Source organism: Leifsonia sp. CL147, from assembly GCF_900114565.1.
GTDB lineage: Bacteria > Actinomycetota > Actinomycetes > Actinomycetales > Microbacteriaceae > Leifsonia.
The window spans coordinates 20,408-36,762 of sequence record NZ_FOTM01000023.1; the positions used below are offsets into that span (position 1 = coordinate 20,408).

Sequence of the window (16,355 nt, forward strand, 5' to 3'; positions counted from 1 at the left end):
CCCAAGACTCTGCATCGTTCTGAGGAACCACGCATGATCTCCTTCTTGGTGCGACGCCTCGTTTCAGGCCTTGTGCTGCTTTTCGCCATCACGACCTTGACCTTCGTCCTGATCTTCTCCGGAGGCGCGAATATCGCTCGCAACATTCTCGGGAAGACGGCCACCCAGGCGCAGGTCGTACAGAAGACGCACGAACTCGGACTTGATCAGCCCGTTCTCACGCGATATCTCGACTGGCTCGGCTCCGCCCTCCGAGGGGACTTCGGCACGTCTTGGCTCAACGGGGCGTCTGTCACGGAGAACGTGCTGGGCGCACTCCCCGTCACCCTCTCACTCGTGCTTCTGACGATGCTCATCTCCGCCGCCCTCTCCGTGCTGCTCGGAACCGGTGCCGCCGTCAAGCGAGGATGGCTCGATCGTGTCGTCCAGGTGACTGCGGTCATCGGGCACGTCATCCCGCAATTCATCGTGGCGATCATCCTGGTAGGCGTCTTCGCCGTTGGTCTCGGGATCCTGCCGGCGACCGGCTATGTTCCTCTCGCCGACGACCCCGCTGGATGGGCGCTTTCGCTTGTCCTTCCGGTCGCGGCCCTTGTGCTGGGAGCGGTGGCGTCGACGGCACAGCAGGTTCGCAGTTCGACGATCGAGGTCCTCCGTCGCGACTACGTTCGGACCCTCACCAGCAGGGGACTGGGATTCAACGAAATCCTCTACAAGCACGTCCTGAGATCCGCAGCCCCGGCCGGTCTCACCAATCTGGGCTTGCAACTGGTGGCATTGCTCGGCGGCACGGTGCTCGTCGAGCAGATCTTCGCGCTGCCGGGCATCGGTTCGCTCACTGTAACCGCTACCGCGGGCGGAGACCTCCCGGTTGTGATGGGAATCGTCTTCATCACGGTCTTCATTGTCATCCTGATCAATCTGCTGATCGACCTCGCGGTCGGCTGGCTGAATCCGAAAGCGCGAGTTTCATGACAGAGCCGACCATCGACCCGATCAGCGTCGTGTCCGTGCGGCGAGGGGGTTCCCTGCGCCGTGTCCTCCGCAATCCGCTCGGTGTCGCGTCAGTGGTGATCTTGATCCTCCTGCTCCTGGCAGCCGTCCTGGCGCCGTGGATTGCTCCGTACCCTCCCGACAAGATCGACATCGACCAGGTCCTGGCACCCCCAAGCCCAGCGCACTGGCTCGGAACCGACAGTGCCGGACGGGATGTCCTGTCCCGTCTTCTGTACGGGGGCCAGGCGACATTTGTGGCCGCTGCCCTCGCGACGGCCGTGGCCGTCATCATCGGAGTGCCAGCGGGGCTGGTCGCCGGCTACTACACGGGTCCGTTCGACGCCATCGCGACCTGGGTCGCGAACATGTTGCTCTCGCTCCCCGGAATCATCATCCTTCTGGCGGCGGCAGCGGCTTTCGGCCCCAATCTCTGGATCTCGATGACGATTCTCGGACTGTTGCTGTTCCCGTCGCTGTTCAGAATCGTCCGGACCTCGGTGATCGCTGTGCGGAGTGAACTCTACGTCGACGCAGCCAGGGTGTCCGGTCTGTCCGATGGCCGAATCATCGGGCGCCACGTGTTGTACGTCGTCCGGGCGCCGCTCATCATCATGGCGTCCCTCATCGCTGCCATCACCGTCGGTGTCCAGGCCGGGCTCTCGTTTCTCGGTATCGGCGACGCAAGCTTCGTGTCGTGGGGCGCGATGTTGAGCGAGGGATTCCGCAACATCTACCTCGCACCCCTTCTCGTGGTCTGGCCCGCGGTTGTGATCTCGCTCGTCTCCGGAGCGTTGGCCCTGTTGGGCGGCGCATTCCGCGATGCCCTGGAAGACGACGCTCCGACGACGCCGAAGCGCGCGAGCAGAGCCGAAAAGCCTGTTCCGGACCGTGCCGCCACCGCGACCGCGGTGCCCGATGCTCCAGCCGACGCGCTGCTGAAAGTGTCGGGATTGACCGTCGAGTACCCCCAGCCGGACGGGTCGGCCTCGACGGTTGTCAACGGCGTCAGCTTCCACGTCGCAGCCGGTGAGATCCTGGGGATCGTCGGCGAGTCGGGATCCGGCAAGACCCAAACCGCCTTCTCGATCCTCGGCCTGCTCTCCAGCTCGGCCGTCATATCGGGCGGATCGATCGAGTTCGATGGAACGGAGCTGCTGGGGGATTCGCGGTCATCGCGAATGATCGCTGATTTCCGTGGGAAGCGGATCGGATATGTTCCGCAGGAGCCGCTGTCCAACCTGGACCCCGCGTACACCGTTGGGTATCAGCTCGTCCGGCCCATGGTGAAGGTGCTCGGCATCGACAAGAAGGCTGCGAAGGAGCGAGCGCTCGAGCTGCTCGCCCTCGTCGGCATCCCGTCGCCGGAGCGGACGTTCGGCGCGTACCCGCACGAGATCTCCGGCGGAATGGCTCAGCGGGTGCTCATCGCGGGAGCGGTGAGTTGCAACCCGGATCTCCTGATCGCGGACGAGCCGACCACTGCGCTCGACGTCACGGTGCAGGCCGAAGTACTGGATCTGCTCCGGAACCTGCAGCAGAACACGGGGATGTCCGTCGTGATCGTCACCCACAACTTCGGGGTGGTCGCTGACCTCTGTGATCGCGTCGTGGTCATGCGAAAGGCGGAGATCGTCGAGACCGGCACCGCCCGCGGTATCCTTCGCAACCCGCAGCACGCCTACACGAAGGCACTCATCGCCTCCAGCCTCGAAGGCAAGACACCGCGCACGAAACTGCTCGAGGCCTCGCCGTGACCGGGCCGACCCAAGAACTGAGGAAGGGCTCCATGCTCGACATCGAAAACCTCCGCGTGGAATATCGTCCGAAGGGATTTCGCCGGCCGCCCTTCGTCGCCGTCGATGATGTCTCGCTGGCGATCGCCGAGGGGGAGACGCTCGGCCTGGTGGGCGAATCGGGATCCGGGAAGACCACGATCGGCCGTGCGCTGCTGGGACTTGCGCCAGTGTCAGGTGGCCGGATCACGTTCGAGGACACGGACATCTCCCATCTGAATCGTCGCGAGCGACGAGTCATCAGCCGGGACATCCAGGTCGTCTTTCAGGACCCGTACTCGTCTCTCAATCCCTCGATGACCGTCGGAGACATCCTCAGCGAACCGTTGCGCGTGCAAGGCGTCGGCGGGCGGGAGGCGCAGGCTCGGATCGCATCGCTGCTCGACCAAGTAGGCCTTCCGCAGGACGCCGTTCGACGCCTCCCGAGAGAGTTCAGCGGCGGGCAGCGGCAGCGCGTCGGGATCGCCCGGGCGTTGGCCCTCTCGCCACGACTCATCGTGTGCGACGAGCCGGTGAGCGCGCTCGATCTCACGACTCAGGCACGTGTGCTCGACCTGTTCCTGGACATTCAGGAGCAGACCGGTGTCGCTTACCTCTTCATCTCCCACGATCTCGACGTCGTGCGTCACATCAGCCACCGGATCGCCGTCCTGTATCGCAGCCGACTCGTGGAGATGGGCGACGCGATCGAGCTGACGGACATGCCTCGACACCCGTATACCAAGCGGCTCCTCGCCTCCTCACCGGTTCTGGATCCGGACAAGCAGGCGGCGCGGCGAGAGGAGCGCCAGCGACTCTCATACGTTTGAGAGGAGATGCGTCGACGGAACACAGTTCTGCTCCCTGACGGCGGAGTGGAGGCGCGGCGTCGTCCTCTGAATGTCCCGCGGTCGCGGACGAAGTTCAGCGAGCCGAGTCGGAGAGCAGTGGCGTGCGTGGAGGCGTAGCCCGATACCGCGGCCGCGAGGGCGAACGACCGGGGGAGAGAGGTCGGCTGAGATGTGTGCGAGTGAGCCGGGCCTCCGCGATGAGGTTCGCAGCGCGTGCGCTTGTATGACCCGAAGAGAGGTCTGGAAGCTTTGTGCCCGCGAGCAACGGAGGGAAGACATCAAAATGAAACGGGGTTATCGGTGTGATCAGGAGCAGCTCGACGCCGGCTAGGTGTGCGAGCACAACGAGTTCGGATTCTCCGGCGGCTAGGACACGAGCGACATTCTTTTGAAAGATGAGAGCCATGCTGGCCGTCACCGAGAATGTGTTGCCGTTGTGATGCAAGACGACAACACGTTCATCGGGCCCCGCGAGGTCCGATGCGGCACTGGCTGGTCTTCTCGTCAACGCCCGTAGCGCGGGCTGCCGGCCGATGTCGCGCGCAGTGATCGAGCTCGAAGCGGCCGGGGCAAACCGGTGGAGAATTTCGGGTGTTCCCGCCGTAGCAGGAGGCCGGAGCCGCCCTGATCGCACATCGGCGGCGACTGTCATTGTTGGACCGACTATTCGTATCGCGGGCTTCCCGCTTGGCATCATCTTCGGACGATACGCCGCTCACATGTGTGCAGGCTCAGGCGGCAGAAGTTGTGCGTTGGATCCGCTGTCAGGGGTGCGCAGTCTGCCGTGGAGGCGGTCGGCACGCGACCCGCTGCTGCGGGAGGAACCACCCTCCGTGCCGGTCCTGGATGAGCGAGCGGGCGCACCGAGGGTTCGGACATTCTGCTCTGCTACTCTCTCAGCAATCGGCACTGCGCCGTGTTCAGGGAAGACGCCTCGTTGACCGAATGGATCTGAGAGATCCGGCCACGATCCCGTCGCCTCCTCTGCGTCAATCAGAGGAGCGCCATGTCTTCGTCCGTGAAAGCCGTCGTCTACTGCGAGGGCGTGTTTGGGCAACTCGACGGCAAAACAGCTAATGGGCTTGTCCGTCATTCCGAGAAATACGACATCCTCAGCATCATCGACAGCACCAACGCCGGTGCAGACGCCGGCATCGTTTTGGACGGTGTGGCCAATGGCATCCCGGTTCTGGCGAGCCTCGATGAGTCGATCCGACAAGCCGGCTTCGTGCCCGATACGCTGATTCTCGGGATGGCGCCAACCGACGGCCTGCTCACCGATGGCCACCGTGGAGCACTGCTCAATGGTGTCGACCGGGGCATGAATCTTGTCAGCGGATTGCACGAGTTTCTCAATGACGACGCGGAGTTCGTCGCGGCCGCCCTGGTATCCGGTGCAACCATAACGGATGTGCGCCGGCCGAAAGAGATCAACCAACTTCGACTCTTCAGCGGCCGTGTCTTCGATGTCACGTGCCCGCGTATCGCCGTGCTGGGAACGGATGGGTCTGTGGGCAAGCGCACCACGGCCACACTGCTCACCCAGGCGCTGAACGAGCGTGGAATCCGCGCTGTCATGGTCGGCACCGGGCAGACGGCTCTGATTCAGGGTGCCCAGTATGCGGTCGCGTTGGACGCCACCATTCCCCAGTTCTGCTCGGGTGAGGTCGAGGCGCAGGTCGTTGCGGCGTTCGAGATAGAGGACCCCGATGTGATCATCGTTGAGGGTCAGGGGGCTCTGAGCCATCCGGCATACCTCAGCTCCGGAGCGATCCTGCGCGGGAGCCGGCCGGAGGGCGTGGTGCTGCAGCACGCTCCGGGGCGCACGATGCTGGGCGACTTTCCGATGATGCCCATGCCCACCGCCGCCAGCGAGATTGCTTTGATCGAGGCGTTCAGCGACACCAGGGTGATCGGCGTAACGATCAATCACGAAAACATGACGGACGCCGAGGTGGGCGACGCCATCGATGAGTACGCGTCCGAGTTGGGGCTACCAGCAACCGATCCGCTGACACACCCATTGGATGAGCTGGTGGACATGGTCCTGCTCGCATTCCCTGGGCTGGTGCTCAGGGGGAGGGCAGCTGTGGCCGCCGTTGGTGCAGAGTCTGGCTCTGGATACCCGGGGGCCCGGCTTTGATGCCCTGCCGTACGCGCGTATCCTAAGGAGAAACGGCGGCCCGGACCCCGACGCCACGAGGATTGATCGGGGCTGCCATGTCCGACGTCTCTGCGAGCCGGTCGACATCGCCACTGCCTTCGCGCAATGAGTACACGGCCCTCGCCGTCATCATCCGGGATGCCGGCCTGCTCCGTCGCCGCTACGGGTACTACTGGACCAAACTGATCCTGGTACCGCTGCTCACCGTTGCACTGGGGTTCGCGTTCGTGGTGATCGGCGACAGCTGGTGGCAGATGTTCACTGCCGCCCTCTTCGCCTTCCTTTTCACCCAGATCGCCTTTTTGGGCCATGATGCCGCGCACCGCCAGATCTTCCGCTCCGGCCGGTGGAACGACTGGGTCAGCCTGATCGTGGGCGACCTGTTCGTCGGGATGAGCTACGGCTGGTGGCAGCACAAGCACACCCGGCATCATGCCAACCCGAACCAGGAAGGCGCCGATCCGGACATCGACCTGCCTGTGATCGCGATTACGCCCCAGCAAGCGGCCGATCGTTCTGTCGCGTTGCGCTGGCTCATCGGTCATCAGGGTTGGTTCTTCTTCCCGATCCTGTTGCTGGAAGGGGTGTCGTTGCACGCCTCGAGTGTGCGCCGGGTCCTCGCACGCGATCCGGTCAAGCGCCGACCGGTGGAGATCGCCTTCTTGGCGGTCCGCATCGTCGGCTACCTCACCTTGGTGTTGCTGGTGCTGACCCCGGACAAGGCGGCGGTGTTCCTGGCTGTGCAACTGGGCCTCTTCGGCTTCTACATGGGGATGTCCTTCGCACCGAACCATAAAGGGATGCCGCTCGTGCCGCATGGGATCAAGCTCGACTTCTTACGCCGACAGGTGCTGATGAGCCGGAACATCCGCGGCAACCGAGTCTTGGACTTCATGATGGGCGGCCTGAATTACCAGATCGAACATCATCTGTTCCCGTCGATGCCCCGGCCGCACCTTCGGCGTGCCGCGCCGACCATCCGCGCGTACTGCGAAGATCACGGCGTGCGGTACACCGAAACCGGGTTGCTGCACTCGTACGCCATCGTCACTGAGCACATCAATCGGGCGGGTTTGGGGGACAAGGACCCGTTCAGCTGCCCTCTCCTGGAATTGCGTCAAACATCGGATATTCCGGCTCGACTCTCGGGCGCCAAACCGAACCGGTCCAACGGCGATCCGGCGAGCGACCCTCGCACCGCGGCAACCGGGATCTGAAACGGGCACTGTTCCTCTCCGAGTTCGCCGCCCTGCGAGACCCGGTCTCGCGCTCCCATTACGGCCGCAGACCGCCCAAGGCAAGGTGCGCGCAACCGTCGACACGTGATACTTTGCGCCGTACGATTTGCGGATACGCAAAACTGGTTTGGCGAGGAGGGAACGTTGGACGCCGCCAAGATCACGAAACGAGTGCGCGCGCTGGACGGGCTGACCCGTAGCGAGCTTGCGCGCCTTTCCGGGCTCGCGCCATCCACAGTGGGGCGCATCGAGGACGGAAAGCTCGACCCCACGGTGAAGACTCTCGCGAGCATCCTGGAATCGACCGGTTTCAAGCCGTACGGAGACACCATCGTCTCGGCAGGGGACCCCGCAGCGGTCGCCGCGGCGCGGGTAGTACTCGAACGACGTGGCGTTCCTCAGAGCGCCCTGTTCCGAGCGGTGAACGCTGCGATGTCCGGTGTGCTCGCTACTGCCTCCTCGAGTGCCACCGCGGCTGCAGCCCCAGCTGCGTCTGTGAGCGCCGCGATTGCTCCAGCGGTCACCGCAACCACGACGTCGGTACTCCAGCCGATCGCCTCCGGAGTAGTGGCAGCGACGCAGCCCGTGGCCGAAGGTGTTACCGGTGTTGCGACCGCGATGGCGCGCTGGATCGATCGGTGGAGGAGGGCCGGCTGGGTAGCCGAGGACCCCGAGGACGACAACGTCACGGCGATCGGGGTGGCCGCCGGAAACGCTGCGAAGTTTGCCAGGCGATCGAGTTCGAGGCGCTACGTCGACCGTGCAGCGGCATGGGAGATCCTCGCCCGACAGATCGGAGACGCCGGATTCGAGTACGCCGTGTCCGGGCTCGTCGCCGTGCGTGACAAGCGGGCTGGCACCGGCGCGACGGCGCCGATCATCTACGTGGATGACCCAGACGCGGTGATCCGAGAACTCAACCTGGCGGAATCGTCGCCGATCGACGGCGTGCTGCTCATCGCCCCATCACTCGACGAACTCGCGGGGGCAGAGGAGGAAGACGGCATCCGTTTCGTCTCCCAGGCGCAGGCGCTGCTGGACGCGTTCGCCTCTGGTGGGCGACAGCCCGAGAAGGCGGAGGCGATCGCAAGATCGTGGCGAACGAACCGGACCCCGGAGTCGATGACGCTGTGAACGAGGTTCCGTTCAAGAGGCCCGGGGCCGAGCCACTGGAGCCGGCACGCGACCCGGAAGTCAGCTCCTCCCGACGAGCATTGATCGACGTCATCGTCGGCCTGGCCGCGCACAACGACGCCCTCACGGTTCTCGGCGGCCACGCCGTGATAGAGGTGACGCAGGACATTCCGAATCTTCCGCCGGACGACACTACCAGCGACGGCGACCTCGGCGTCACGCCGGAGTTGCTGGGCGATGACCCGAAGATCAGCGAACGCATGGCGGAACTCGGCTACGAGGCCGCGAGGCCTGAGCGACCCGGCATATGGTCCCCGATCAGCCAACGGGATCGCGACATCCACCAGCGGGACAGCGTCGACCTGATCGCGCCATTCGAGGTCGCCTATCCGGAGGGCACGCGCAGGCCCACGCGCAGAGCGCGGGTGGGCGCACACGGTTCCCACGCGGTGTCGGCGACGCGCGGCACGGAGCTGAGCATCGTCGACCGGCGCCGGATGATGCTGCGGTCCTTCGATGGTGGGCCCGGCGTTGAGGTCAACGTCGCTGGACCCGCTGCGCTCCTGTGCGCCAAGGCATACAAGCTGCACGACCGGATGGATCCGCGGGAGTTGCGCCGCAACGGAGAGCGACTGCGCTCTAAGGACTTCGCCGACCTGTACCGGCTGACGCTCGCCATCTCGCCGGAGGATGCACGGACCGTCTTCAATGAGGGCGAGAACGCTGCGCGGATCGGTGACGCCGTCAGGCTGGGCCGAGAGTACCTGCTCGAGATCCTGGACGACGACGAAGACGTTGCCGTCCGCGTCGCCGATGCGTGGGGGGACATCTCGCAGGAGAGCGCGTTCCGCGAGCACATCGCCAACTGGCGAGAGCGGTTCCGTGCCGAGGCCGGCCAGCAGTAGTCACCTCCCGTGAAGGGTCGCGGGCTCGGCCCGGCGGGACACCATGTAGGGCCTTCGCCCAATGCATCTGCAGATTGCCCTTACGCTCGGCGGAGCGGAATGACCGCAGCTTGCGTGCGCGAGCGATCACCCTCGCCGCCCTCACCTGCCTCGACGCCGCCTCTGCTGAACGGGTCGACCGCAATGGGGCTGTTGGTTACGGGCAACTCCTTGACCGCCTGGTCGTTGCCGACGAGCGGGTGCAGGCCTTATCGTGTTGTTCCATGAAGCAATGGAATAGCCGCGAACTGGACAAGCTTTCGGTCTACGATTCGCTGGCTGATGTCATCCGGGCGCTGGGGAACGCGCGGCGTCTCGAGCTGGTGGAGCTGCTCGCGCAGGGTGAGCATTCGGTGGATGCGCTGGCTCGGATGTCGGGGATGGGTGTGACGACGGTGTCCGCTGCCCTGCAGACGCTGAAACAGGCCGGGTTGGTGAAGACGCGGCGGGAGCGGACGACGATCTTCTATCGGCTGGCCGGTTCGGATGTGGCGGAGTTGTATCTGGTGTCCAAGCGGGTCGGGTTGATGCGGTATCCGCAGCTGCGGGAGTCGTTGACCGACTATATGGAGGCGGCGCCGGCCGGTGCCGGGGTGCCGCTGATCGATCCTGCGTCGGTGACGGGGGAGATGACGGTGATCGACGTGCGACCGCGGCAGGAGTACGAGGCGGGTCATTTCCCTGGGGCGGTGTCGATCCCGTTGCACGAGCTCCGCGTTCGGCATTCGGAGGTTCCGCGGACCGGAGTGGTCGTCTATTGCCGTGGCGAGTTCTGTCGGATGGCCCGGGAAGCGGCGGTGTTCCTGCGCGAGCGGGGCGTGGATGCGGCGGCGATGGAGGAGGGCGTGATCGAGTGGCGGGCAGCGGGGGAGTACGACCTTGACGCCATCGCCTGACGCCTCCGCGCTCGCCCGCTCGATCGCGACGGATGACGATGCGCGGCGCGCTGTCCAGCGGCGCACGCTCACGGTCGTGGTCGTCAGCCAGATCCTCGGCGGCGCCGGGCTGGCCGCCGGTGTCACCGTCGGTGCGCTGCTGGCCCAGCAGATGCTCGGCAGTGACAGCCTGGCCGGTCTGCCGACTGCGCTGTTCACTCTCGGTTCGGCGCTGGCGGCATTCCTGGTCGGCCGCTTCAGTCAACGTTGGGGGCGTCGGATCGGGTTGGGGCTCGGGTTCGCTGCCGGGGGTGTCGGCGCGATCGGCGTCGTCGTCGCGGCCGTGACCGGTAGTGTCCCGCTGTTGTTCATCGCCCTGTTCATCTACGGCGCCGGCACCGCGACCAACCTGCAGGCGCGCTACGCCGGCACCGATCTCGCCCTGCCCGCCCAGCGCGGCACCGCCGTCAGCGTGGCGATGGTGTCCACGACCGTGGGCGCGGTCGCAGGGCCGAACCTCGTCGACCCGCTCGGCGGATTGGCACAGTCACTGAGCATCCCGGCCCTCGCCGGCCCCTTCTTGCTCGCCGCGGTCGCCTACCTCGCCGCGGGGATCGTACTGCTGTCCCTGCTGCGCCCCGATCCCCTCTTGGTCGCACGGCAGTTCGACGCGCCGGCCCAGGCCCACGAGTCCGATCCCCTCCCGCGTGCCCGCGCGGGTGTGTTCGTCGGGGCGACCGTGATGGTGCTCACGCAGGTGGCGATGGTGGCGATCATGACGATGACGCCCGTGCACATGCGCGCTCACGACTTCGGGATGGGTGCGGTCGGGCTGGTGATCGGCATCCACATCGGCGCCATGTATCTGCCGTCCCTGGTGACGGGTTTCCTGGTCGACAAGGTCGGGCGCACGCCGATGGCGATCGCCTCCGGCGTCACACTGCTGCTGGCAGGTATCGTCGCTGCGCTCGCCCCGGGCGATTCCCTGGGTCTGCTGATCCTCGCCCTGATCCTGCTCGGCCTCGGCTGGAACTTCGGCCTGATCGCCGGCACCGCCCTTGTGGTCGACGCGACGGAACCCGTGAATCGGGCACGAACCCAAGGGACCATCGACGTGCTGGTCGCTCTCGCGGGCGCGGGTGGAGGTGCAGCCTCCGGCATGGTCATGGCCGCGACCGACTTCAGCACCCTCTCACTCGCCGGCGGGATCCTTGCGCTGCTGCTCATCCCGGTCCTGCTGTGGGCACGCCGCGCCAGGGAGGCGTTGTGACGTATGCATCCGCGGGATCGGACTCATCGGGGACCGGTTCGGCTCTGTGGTCATCGCGACCGGCCACAGGCTGACGATCCCGAGCGTGAGCGAGGAATGACTGCATCGCGCCCGATCCGTCTGGGGCTGCGCGAGAACGCGGCGCAGTTCATCCTGCTCGTAGCCGTGAACGCGCTGGTCGGCGGGATGGTGGGCCAGCAGCAGACGATCCTGCCCCTGCTGGCCGAACGCACCTTTCACTTGACCGGGTACGCGTTCATCTTCGCGTACGTCGCAGCGTTCGGCGTCACCAAGGCGGCAACCAACTACCTCGCCGGCACTCTCGCCGATCGGTTCGGCCGCAAACCCGTCCTCGTCACCGGATGGCTGTTCGCCCTCCCCGTGCCGCTGCTGATCATCTGGGCACCGTCCTGGGGCTGGGTCGTCTTCGCCAACATTCTGCTCGGCGTCAACCAGGGCCTGTCCTGGTCGACCACAGTGATGATGAAGATCGACCTGGTCGGCCCCCGTCAACGCGGACTGGCCATGGGACTGAACGAGGCCGCAGGCTACGGAGCAGTCGCGGTCACCTCGCTCCTGGCCGGGATGCTCGCCGAACAGTACGGACTGCGCCCCGCGCCGTTCCTGCTCGGACTCAGCTACGCGGTCCTCGCGCTGATCCTCTCGACCGTGTTCATCCGGGAAACCCGCGACCACGTCGCACTCGAATCCTCGACGATGCAGCCGGCAGAGCCGGGTCTGACGAACGCCCGCATCTTCGCCGACACGACCTGGCGACAACCCGCCCTTTCCGCCGCCAGCCAGGCAGGACTGGTGAACAATCTCAACTTCGGGCTCTCCTGGGGCGTCTTCCCTCTCCTCTTCGCCGGCGCAGGATTGAACGTCGCCCAGATCGCCCTCCTCGTCGCGCTCTATCCCGCCGTCTGGGGTCTCGGCCAGCTCGCCACCGGGTGGCTCTCCGACCGATGGGGCCGAAAACCCTTCGTCGCTCTCGGCATGATCCTCCAGGCCGCCGCTCTTGCCGCCATCGCGGCATCCCCCGGGTTCGCCGGCTGGGCATGCGGCGCGATCGTGCTGGGACTCGGCACCGCGATGGTCTACCCGGTACTGCTCGCAGTCGTCGGCGACGTCGCCCATCCAACCTGGCGTGCCCGCGCCCTCGGGGTCTATCGGTTGTGGCGCGACCTCGGGTACGCGTTCGGAGCGCTCGTCGGCGGTCTCATCGCCGACGCATTCGGCCTCACCGCCGCAGTGTGGGCGGCCGCCGTACTCTCGCTCCTGTCCGCGGGAGTCGTCATGACCCGGATGTATGAAACGCATCCCCGTCCGGGTCCGTAGGACAGCCCGCCGATCGGCACCCCCCGGAGACTCGACGATCCCGGGGGCTTTCCACTGCTTCACCAGAGGGACACTACGGTGGGAAAAGCGCCGGGCGGCGCGGAGGGGAGGGACGATGGCCACGTCGCAGGGCGAGCCTGGGACGATGCGTCGCTTCCACGAGAAGTTCGTCGTCGAGCTCAGAACGGCGCCCGCGTCCTCCCGCCGGAACCTCTACATCCTGTCCATCGTGCTCGGCGCCGCCGGGTTGATCGCTTTCCTCGTGGTCCTCGACTCCGTGCGCGAGAGCGACGGGCTCTCGGCGATCGACAAGCCGGTGCAGGCCTGGTTGGAGGGAATGCGGTCGCCGGCGCTGACGGTCGTCATGACGGTCGTCGCGACCATCTTCGGTCCGATCGCGCTTCCCATCATCGTGCTGGTCACCACGGTGTGGTGGGGTTTCGCCGCGAGGCATGCGTGGCGTCCGCTTCTGCTCGCCGGAGGCATGCTGGTCGGTGTCGCGACCGTCCAGATCCTGGCTCCGGTCATCGGCCGCGAGCGGCCGCCGATCACCTCGATGCTGCTCGCGGTGGACCACACTCCCTCGTTCCCGTCCGGACACGTGATGGGTGCGACCGACTTCCTCCTGATCACGACATATCTGGTCTTCTCGCGCCGCAGGCATCCGGTGTCGGCTGCGATTGCTTTCGTCGTGTCGGCCGCGCTGGCCATCCTGACCGCCGCGTCGCGGGTGTATCTGGGCTACCACTGGGCGACGGATGCGTTGGCCGCGATGTCGCTCTCGCTGATCGTGGTCGGGGGTGTGATCGCGGTGGACACGTGGCGCACCGTCAGGGTCCCGACGTCGGGCCCACTGGCGGGCGGCGCTTAGAGCAGGGCCAGTCTCGCTCGGAAGAAGGCGTAGATTCCGTAGGCGATCCACCCGACGCCGATGGCGATCAGCACGAACGCGCCGAACGGAACGCTCAAGAACGACTTCAGCGCGCCATCCAGTCCGGTCGTCTTGCCGGGATCGTTGGTCGAGGCACCCACGATGAACAGCACTCCGACGGCACCGAGTGCCACGCCGCGGGCGATATAACCGACGACTCCGAGAACCTTCACCGCGGTGCCCCGAGCGCCGGAGGGAACCCGGATGTCTCGGTCGAACCGCTGCGTGACGCCCTTGAACACCATGAAGCCGCCGACGCCCAGGAGGGCGAGCCCGATCGCGACCACCAGGAAGATGCCGCCCGGGGTCGAAAGCAGCTTCGCGCCGAACTGGCTGGTGGATTGGGCTGAGCTCGCTCCGCTGCCGTTCGCGAAGACGTAGGCGGTGTAGGCGAGGACGAGATACACGACTCCTTTGACCACGTTCTCCACGATGTGGGTCGCACGCGCGCGGGCCCCTTCCCAGGAGCGGTCGAGGAAGGCGCTGAGCAGCAGCCAGAGACCGAGCGCGGCGAAACAGACGGCGGCCGCCCACAACAGGAACTGCCCGCCTGGTGCATGGGCGAGCTCCGCGAACGCTCCGGACTGGTCCGCCTCCCTGCCCCCGCCCGTACCGGTCGCCAGAGCGATCGCGATCGAGCCGATGAGGATGTGCAGGAGACCGCTGGCCACGAAGCCGGCGCGGGCGAACCCGCGTACGACGCTGCTGTTCTTGGCCGTGCGAACCGCCTGCTTCGCTGTAGGGCTCATCGGGCTCAGCATACTGAGGGACGAGCCTACGATCGGATGATGGACGAGAACATTCAGGACGCCGTCGAGAGCGACGCGCCGGGTGAGGTGCGCATCGCCCGAGTCTGGTGGGTCGTGTCCGGCGTCGTCGCACTTCTGCTCGTCGTCCTGCTCGCGGCCGTGATCTTCTACCGGCAGGCCGACAAGCCGTTCGGCTTCGAGGTCGAGTGGATGGGGGAGCTGGTCGAAGCACGCGCCCCGGTGTGGACCGTCCCCGCACTCGTCCTCAGCTGGATCGGCGGCGGGATCGCCTCGCTCCTTCTCGTGCCGCTCGTCATCGTGGGTGGCCTGCTGATCTGGCGGCGCCCCTGGGGCGCCCTCTATTACGTGATCGCGGCCGTGACGAGTGTGACGCTGACGACGATCATCAAGAATCTCGTCGGTCGTCCGAGGCCCACGGAGATCCTCGTCACCCCCGACTTCGGGTCGTTCCCGTCCGGTCACAGCGCGAACGCGGCGCTCATCGCGACGACGCTCAGCCTCATCTTCTGGCGGGTCTGGGTCTGGGTCGGCGGCGCGATCTACACGGTGCTCATGATGCTCAGCAGGACGTACCTCGGTGCCCACTGGATCTCGGACACCGTCGGCGGAATGCTCGTCGGGGCCGGAGTCGCGGTCATCCTCTGGGCGCCCTTCGCCTTCCGGCTGTACCGGGAACGACGATTGCCCCATCCGCCGATCTGGGTGAAGGTCGAGCGGAACCCGTCGAGCCCTCACGCGGATGAGGCGATCGGTCGCGGATCATGAATCCGGCGGCTCGTCGCGTGCAGCGCGTCTACCTGACGTTGATGCTCGGCAATACGCTGGCCGCGTCGTTGATCTGGGGCATCAATACGCTCTTCCTGCTCGACGCCGGGCTCTCGAACTTCGAGGCATTCGCCGCGAACGCGTTCTTCACCGCCGGCATGGTGATCTTCGAGATCCCGACGGGCGTCGTCGCCGACACGGTCGGACGGAAGGCGTCGTATCTGCTGGGCACGATCACCCTGTCGGTGACGACCGGTTTGTACTGGATGCTGTGGCTCTGGCACGCGCCGTTCGTCTGGTGGGCGATCGTGTCGGCGCTTCTCGGCCTGGGCTTCACGTTCTTCTCCGGGGCGGTGGACGCCTGGCTCGTCGATGCGCTGGCCTTCGCCGAGTACACCGGGAGTCTCGAGGCGGTGTTCGGCCGCGGCCTGGTCGTCACGGGGATCTCGATGTTCGCCGGATCGGTTCTCGGCGGGATCATCGCACAGGCGACTGATCTCGGGGTGCCCTTCCTGCTGAGAGCCGGGGTGCTGGCCGTCATGCTGGTGTTCGCCGCCATCGTGATGAAGGACCTGGGCTTCACGCCCGACCACTCGATGCGCCCGCTCGCTGCGACCAGGAACGTGCTCAAGCAATCGATCGATCACGGGCTGCGCAAGCGGTCGGTGCGGTGGGTGATCCTGTCGGCGCCGTTCGCCTCCGGCGTCGGGATCTACGCCTTCTACGCGCTGCAGCCGTATCTGCTCGAGCTCTACGGAGATAAGACGGCGTACTCGATTGCCGGGCTCGCCGCTGCCATTCTGTCGTTGGCGCAGGTCGCGGGTGGCATGCTCGCCTCGCGTATCCGGAGGCTGTTCGCGAAGCGCACGACGACGGTGATCGGGGCGTCCCTGGTCAGCATCCTGATTCTCGCGGCACTGGGGGTGACCAGCCTGTTCTGGTTCGCGGTCGCCTTCCTGGTGATCTGGGGTTTCGTGTTCGCGGTCGCCGGTCCGGTCCGTCAGGCCTACCTGAACGACATGATCCCGTCGAAGCAGCGTGCGACCGTGCTGTCGTTCGACTCGCTGTTCGGCAGCCTCGGCGGGGTCTTCATCCAGCCGGCGCTCGGACGCGCGGCCGACCTCTGGGGCTACGGCACGTCGCTGGTCATCGGCGGAGCGGTCGAGCTGATCGGCATCCCGTTCCTGTTCGCCAGCCGGCGCCAGAAGGACCCGGCTGACGCCAAGACGGTGCAGACGGACTCGGCGCCGGTCGAGCCGGGGGCCGGCGCAGGATCGTGACGCCTCGCAGAGCGTCTAGAGATAGGA

General features: G+C 66.1%; 14 protein-coding genes. 13 read left to right on the forward strand and 1 reads right to left on the reverse strand.

Annotated features, from left to right (window positions below; translation table 11 throughout):
• Positions 1-33 precede the first annotated feature (33 nt).
• The 11 genes from BM287_RS15985 (at position 34) to BM287_RS16035 (ending at position 13,453) form a co-directional block, all read left to right on the forward strand.
• Complete coding sequence (locus tag BM287_RS15985; protein ID WP_090041458.1) at positions 34-975, forward strand: ABC transporter permease; 942 nt, start codon at positions 34-36, stop codon at positions 973-975.
• On the forward strand, positions 972-2,750 hold the full coding sequence (locus BM287_RS15990; RefSeq protein WP_090041460.1) for a dipeptide/oligopeptide/nickel ABC transporter permease/ATP-binding protein: 1,779 nt from the start codon (positions 972-974) through the stop codon (positions 2,748-2,750). The genes BM287_RS15985 and BM287_RS15990 overlap by 4 nt, the downstream gene beginning before the upstream one ends.
• 32 nt (positions 2,751-2,782) lie before the next feature.
• Positions 2,783-3,598 carry an ATP-binding cassette domain-containing protein gene (locus BM287_RS15995; RefSeq protein ID WP_090041463.1) on the forward strand — a complete coding sequence of 272 codons (816 nt, stop codon included), beginning with the start codon at positions 2,783-2,785 and terminating at the stop codon, positions 3,596-3,598.
• A 1,027-nt stretch (positions 3,599-4,625) separates the two neighbouring features.
• Complete coding sequence (locus BM287_RS16000) at positions 4,626-5,762, forward strand: N-acetyltransferase DgcN family protein (protein ID WP_090041465.1); 1,137 nt, start codon at positions 4,626-4,628, stop codon at positions 5,760-5,762.
• A 77-nt stretch (positions 5,763-5,839) separates the two neighbouring features.
• The gene (locus BM287_RS16005; protein WP_090041467.1) at positions 5,840-7,000 is read left to right on the forward strand and encodes a fatty acid desaturase family protein; all 1,161 of its coding nucleotides are present in this window, start codon (positions 5,840-5,842) and stop codon (positions 6,998-7,000) included.
• A 105-nt stretch (positions 7,001-7,105) separates the two neighbouring features.
• Positions 7,106-8,155: a helix-turn-helix transcriptional regulator gene (locus tag BM287_RS16010; protein WP_170857591.1), complete on the forward strand. Its 1,050-nt coding sequence runs from the start codon at positions 7,106-7,108 to the stop codon at positions 8,153-8,155.
• On the forward strand, positions 8,116-9,060 hold the full coding sequence (locus BM287_RS16015) for a hypothetical protein (RefSeq protein WP_090107352.1): 945 nt from the start codon (positions 8,116-8,118) through the stop codon (positions 9,058-9,060). The genes BM287_RS16010 and BM287_RS16015 overlap by 40 nt, the downstream gene beginning before the upstream one ends.
• A gap of 110 nt (positions 9,061-9,170) precedes the next feature.
• The gene (locus BM287_RS16020) at positions 9,171-9,995 is read left to right on the forward strand and encodes a metalloregulator ArsR/SmtB family transcription factor (RefSeq protein WP_090041473.1); all 825 of its coding nucleotides are present in this window, start codon (positions 9,171-9,173) and stop codon (positions 9,993-9,995) included.
• Complete coding sequence (locus BM287_RS16025) at positions 9,979-11,244, forward strand: MFS transporter (protein ID WP_090041476.1); 1,266 nt, start codon at positions 9,979-9,981, stop codon at positions 11,242-11,244. Before BM287_RS16020 ends, BM287_RS16025 begins: the two co-directional genes overlap by 17 nt.
• 96 nt (positions 11,245-11,340) lie before the next feature.
• Positions 11,341-12,582, forward strand: a complete 1,242-nt coding sequence (locus BM287_RS16030; RefSeq protein ID WP_090041478.1) for an MFS transporter — start codon at positions 11,341-11,343, stop codon at positions 12,580-12,582.
• A 115-nt stretch (positions 12,583-12,697) separates the two neighbouring features.
• The gene (locus BM287_RS16035; RefSeq protein WP_090041480.1) at positions 12,698-13,453 is read left to right on the forward strand and encodes a phosphatase PAP2 family protein; all 756 of its coding nucleotides are present in this window, start codon (positions 12,698-12,700) and stop codon (positions 13,451-13,453) included.
• Here BM287_RS16035 and BM287_RS16040 read toward each other — a convergent pair.
• Positions 13,450-14,262 carry a DUF1206 domain-containing protein gene (locus tag BM287_RS16040; RefSeq protein WP_090041549.1) on the reverse strand — a complete coding sequence of 271 codons (813 nt, stop codon included), beginning with the start codon at positions 14,260-14,262 and terminating at the stop codon, positions 13,450-13,452. The two genes, BM287_RS16035 and BM287_RS16040, sit on opposite strands and share 4 nt — an antisense overlap.
• A 39-nt stretch (positions 14,263-14,301) precedes the next feature.
• Between BM287_RS16040 and BM287_RS16045 the strand changes: the two genes are divergently transcribed.
• Positions 14,302-15,048, forward strand: a complete 747-nt coding sequence (locus BM287_RS16045; protein ID WP_090041550.1) for a phosphatase PAP2 family protein — start codon at positions 14,302-14,304, stop codon at positions 15,046-15,048.
• Positions 15,045-16,328, forward strand: coding sequence for an MFS transporter (locus BM287_RS16050; protein WP_090041483.1), 1,284 nt, complete (start codon positions 15,045-15,047; stop codon positions 16,326-16,328). The genes BM287_RS16045 and BM287_RS16050 overlap by 4 nt, the downstream gene beginning before the upstream one ends.
• Positions 16,329-16,355: the final 27 nt, after the last annotated feature.

Coding starts and splice junctions, on each gene's coding strand:
- BM287_RS15985 (WP_090041458.1), top strand. CDS start 34: ATGATCTCCTTCTTGGTGCGACGCCTCGTTTCAGGCCTTGTGCTGCTT.
- BM287_RS15990 (WP_090041460.1), top strand. CDS start 972: ATGACAGAGCCGACCATCGACCCGATCAGCGTCGTGTCCGTGCGGCGA.
- BM287_RS15995 (WP_090041463.1), top strand. CDS start 2,783: ATGCTCGACATCGAAAACCTCCGCGTGGAATATCGTCCGAAGGGATTT.
- BM287_RS16000 (WP_090041465.1), top strand. CDS start 4,626: ATGTCTTCGTCCGTGAAAGCCGTCGTCTACTGCGAGGGCGTGTTTGGG.
- BM287_RS16005 (WP_090041467.1), top strand. CDS start 5,840: ATGTCCGACGTCTCTGCGAGCCGGTCGACATCGCCACTGCCTTCGCGC.
- BM287_RS16030 (WP_090041478.1), top strand. CDS start 11,341: ATGACTGCATCGCGCCCGATCCGTCTGGGGCTGCGCGAGAACGCGGCG.
- BM287_RS16035 (WP_090041480.1), top strand. CDS start 12,698: ATGGCCACGTCGCAGGGCGAGCCTGGGACGATGCGTCGCTTCCACGAG.
- BM287_RS16040 (WP_090041549.1), bottom strand. CDS start 14,262: ATGAGCCCTACAGCGAAGCAGGCGGTTCGCACGGCCAAGAACAGCAGC.
- BM287_RS16045 (WP_090041550.1), top strand. CDS start 14,302: ATGGACGAGAACATTCAGGACGCCGTCGAGAGCGACGCGCCGGGTGAG.
- BM287_RS16050 (WP_090041483.1), top strand. CDS start 15,045: ATGAATCCGGCGGCTCGTCGCGTGCAGCGCGTCTACCTGACGTTGATG.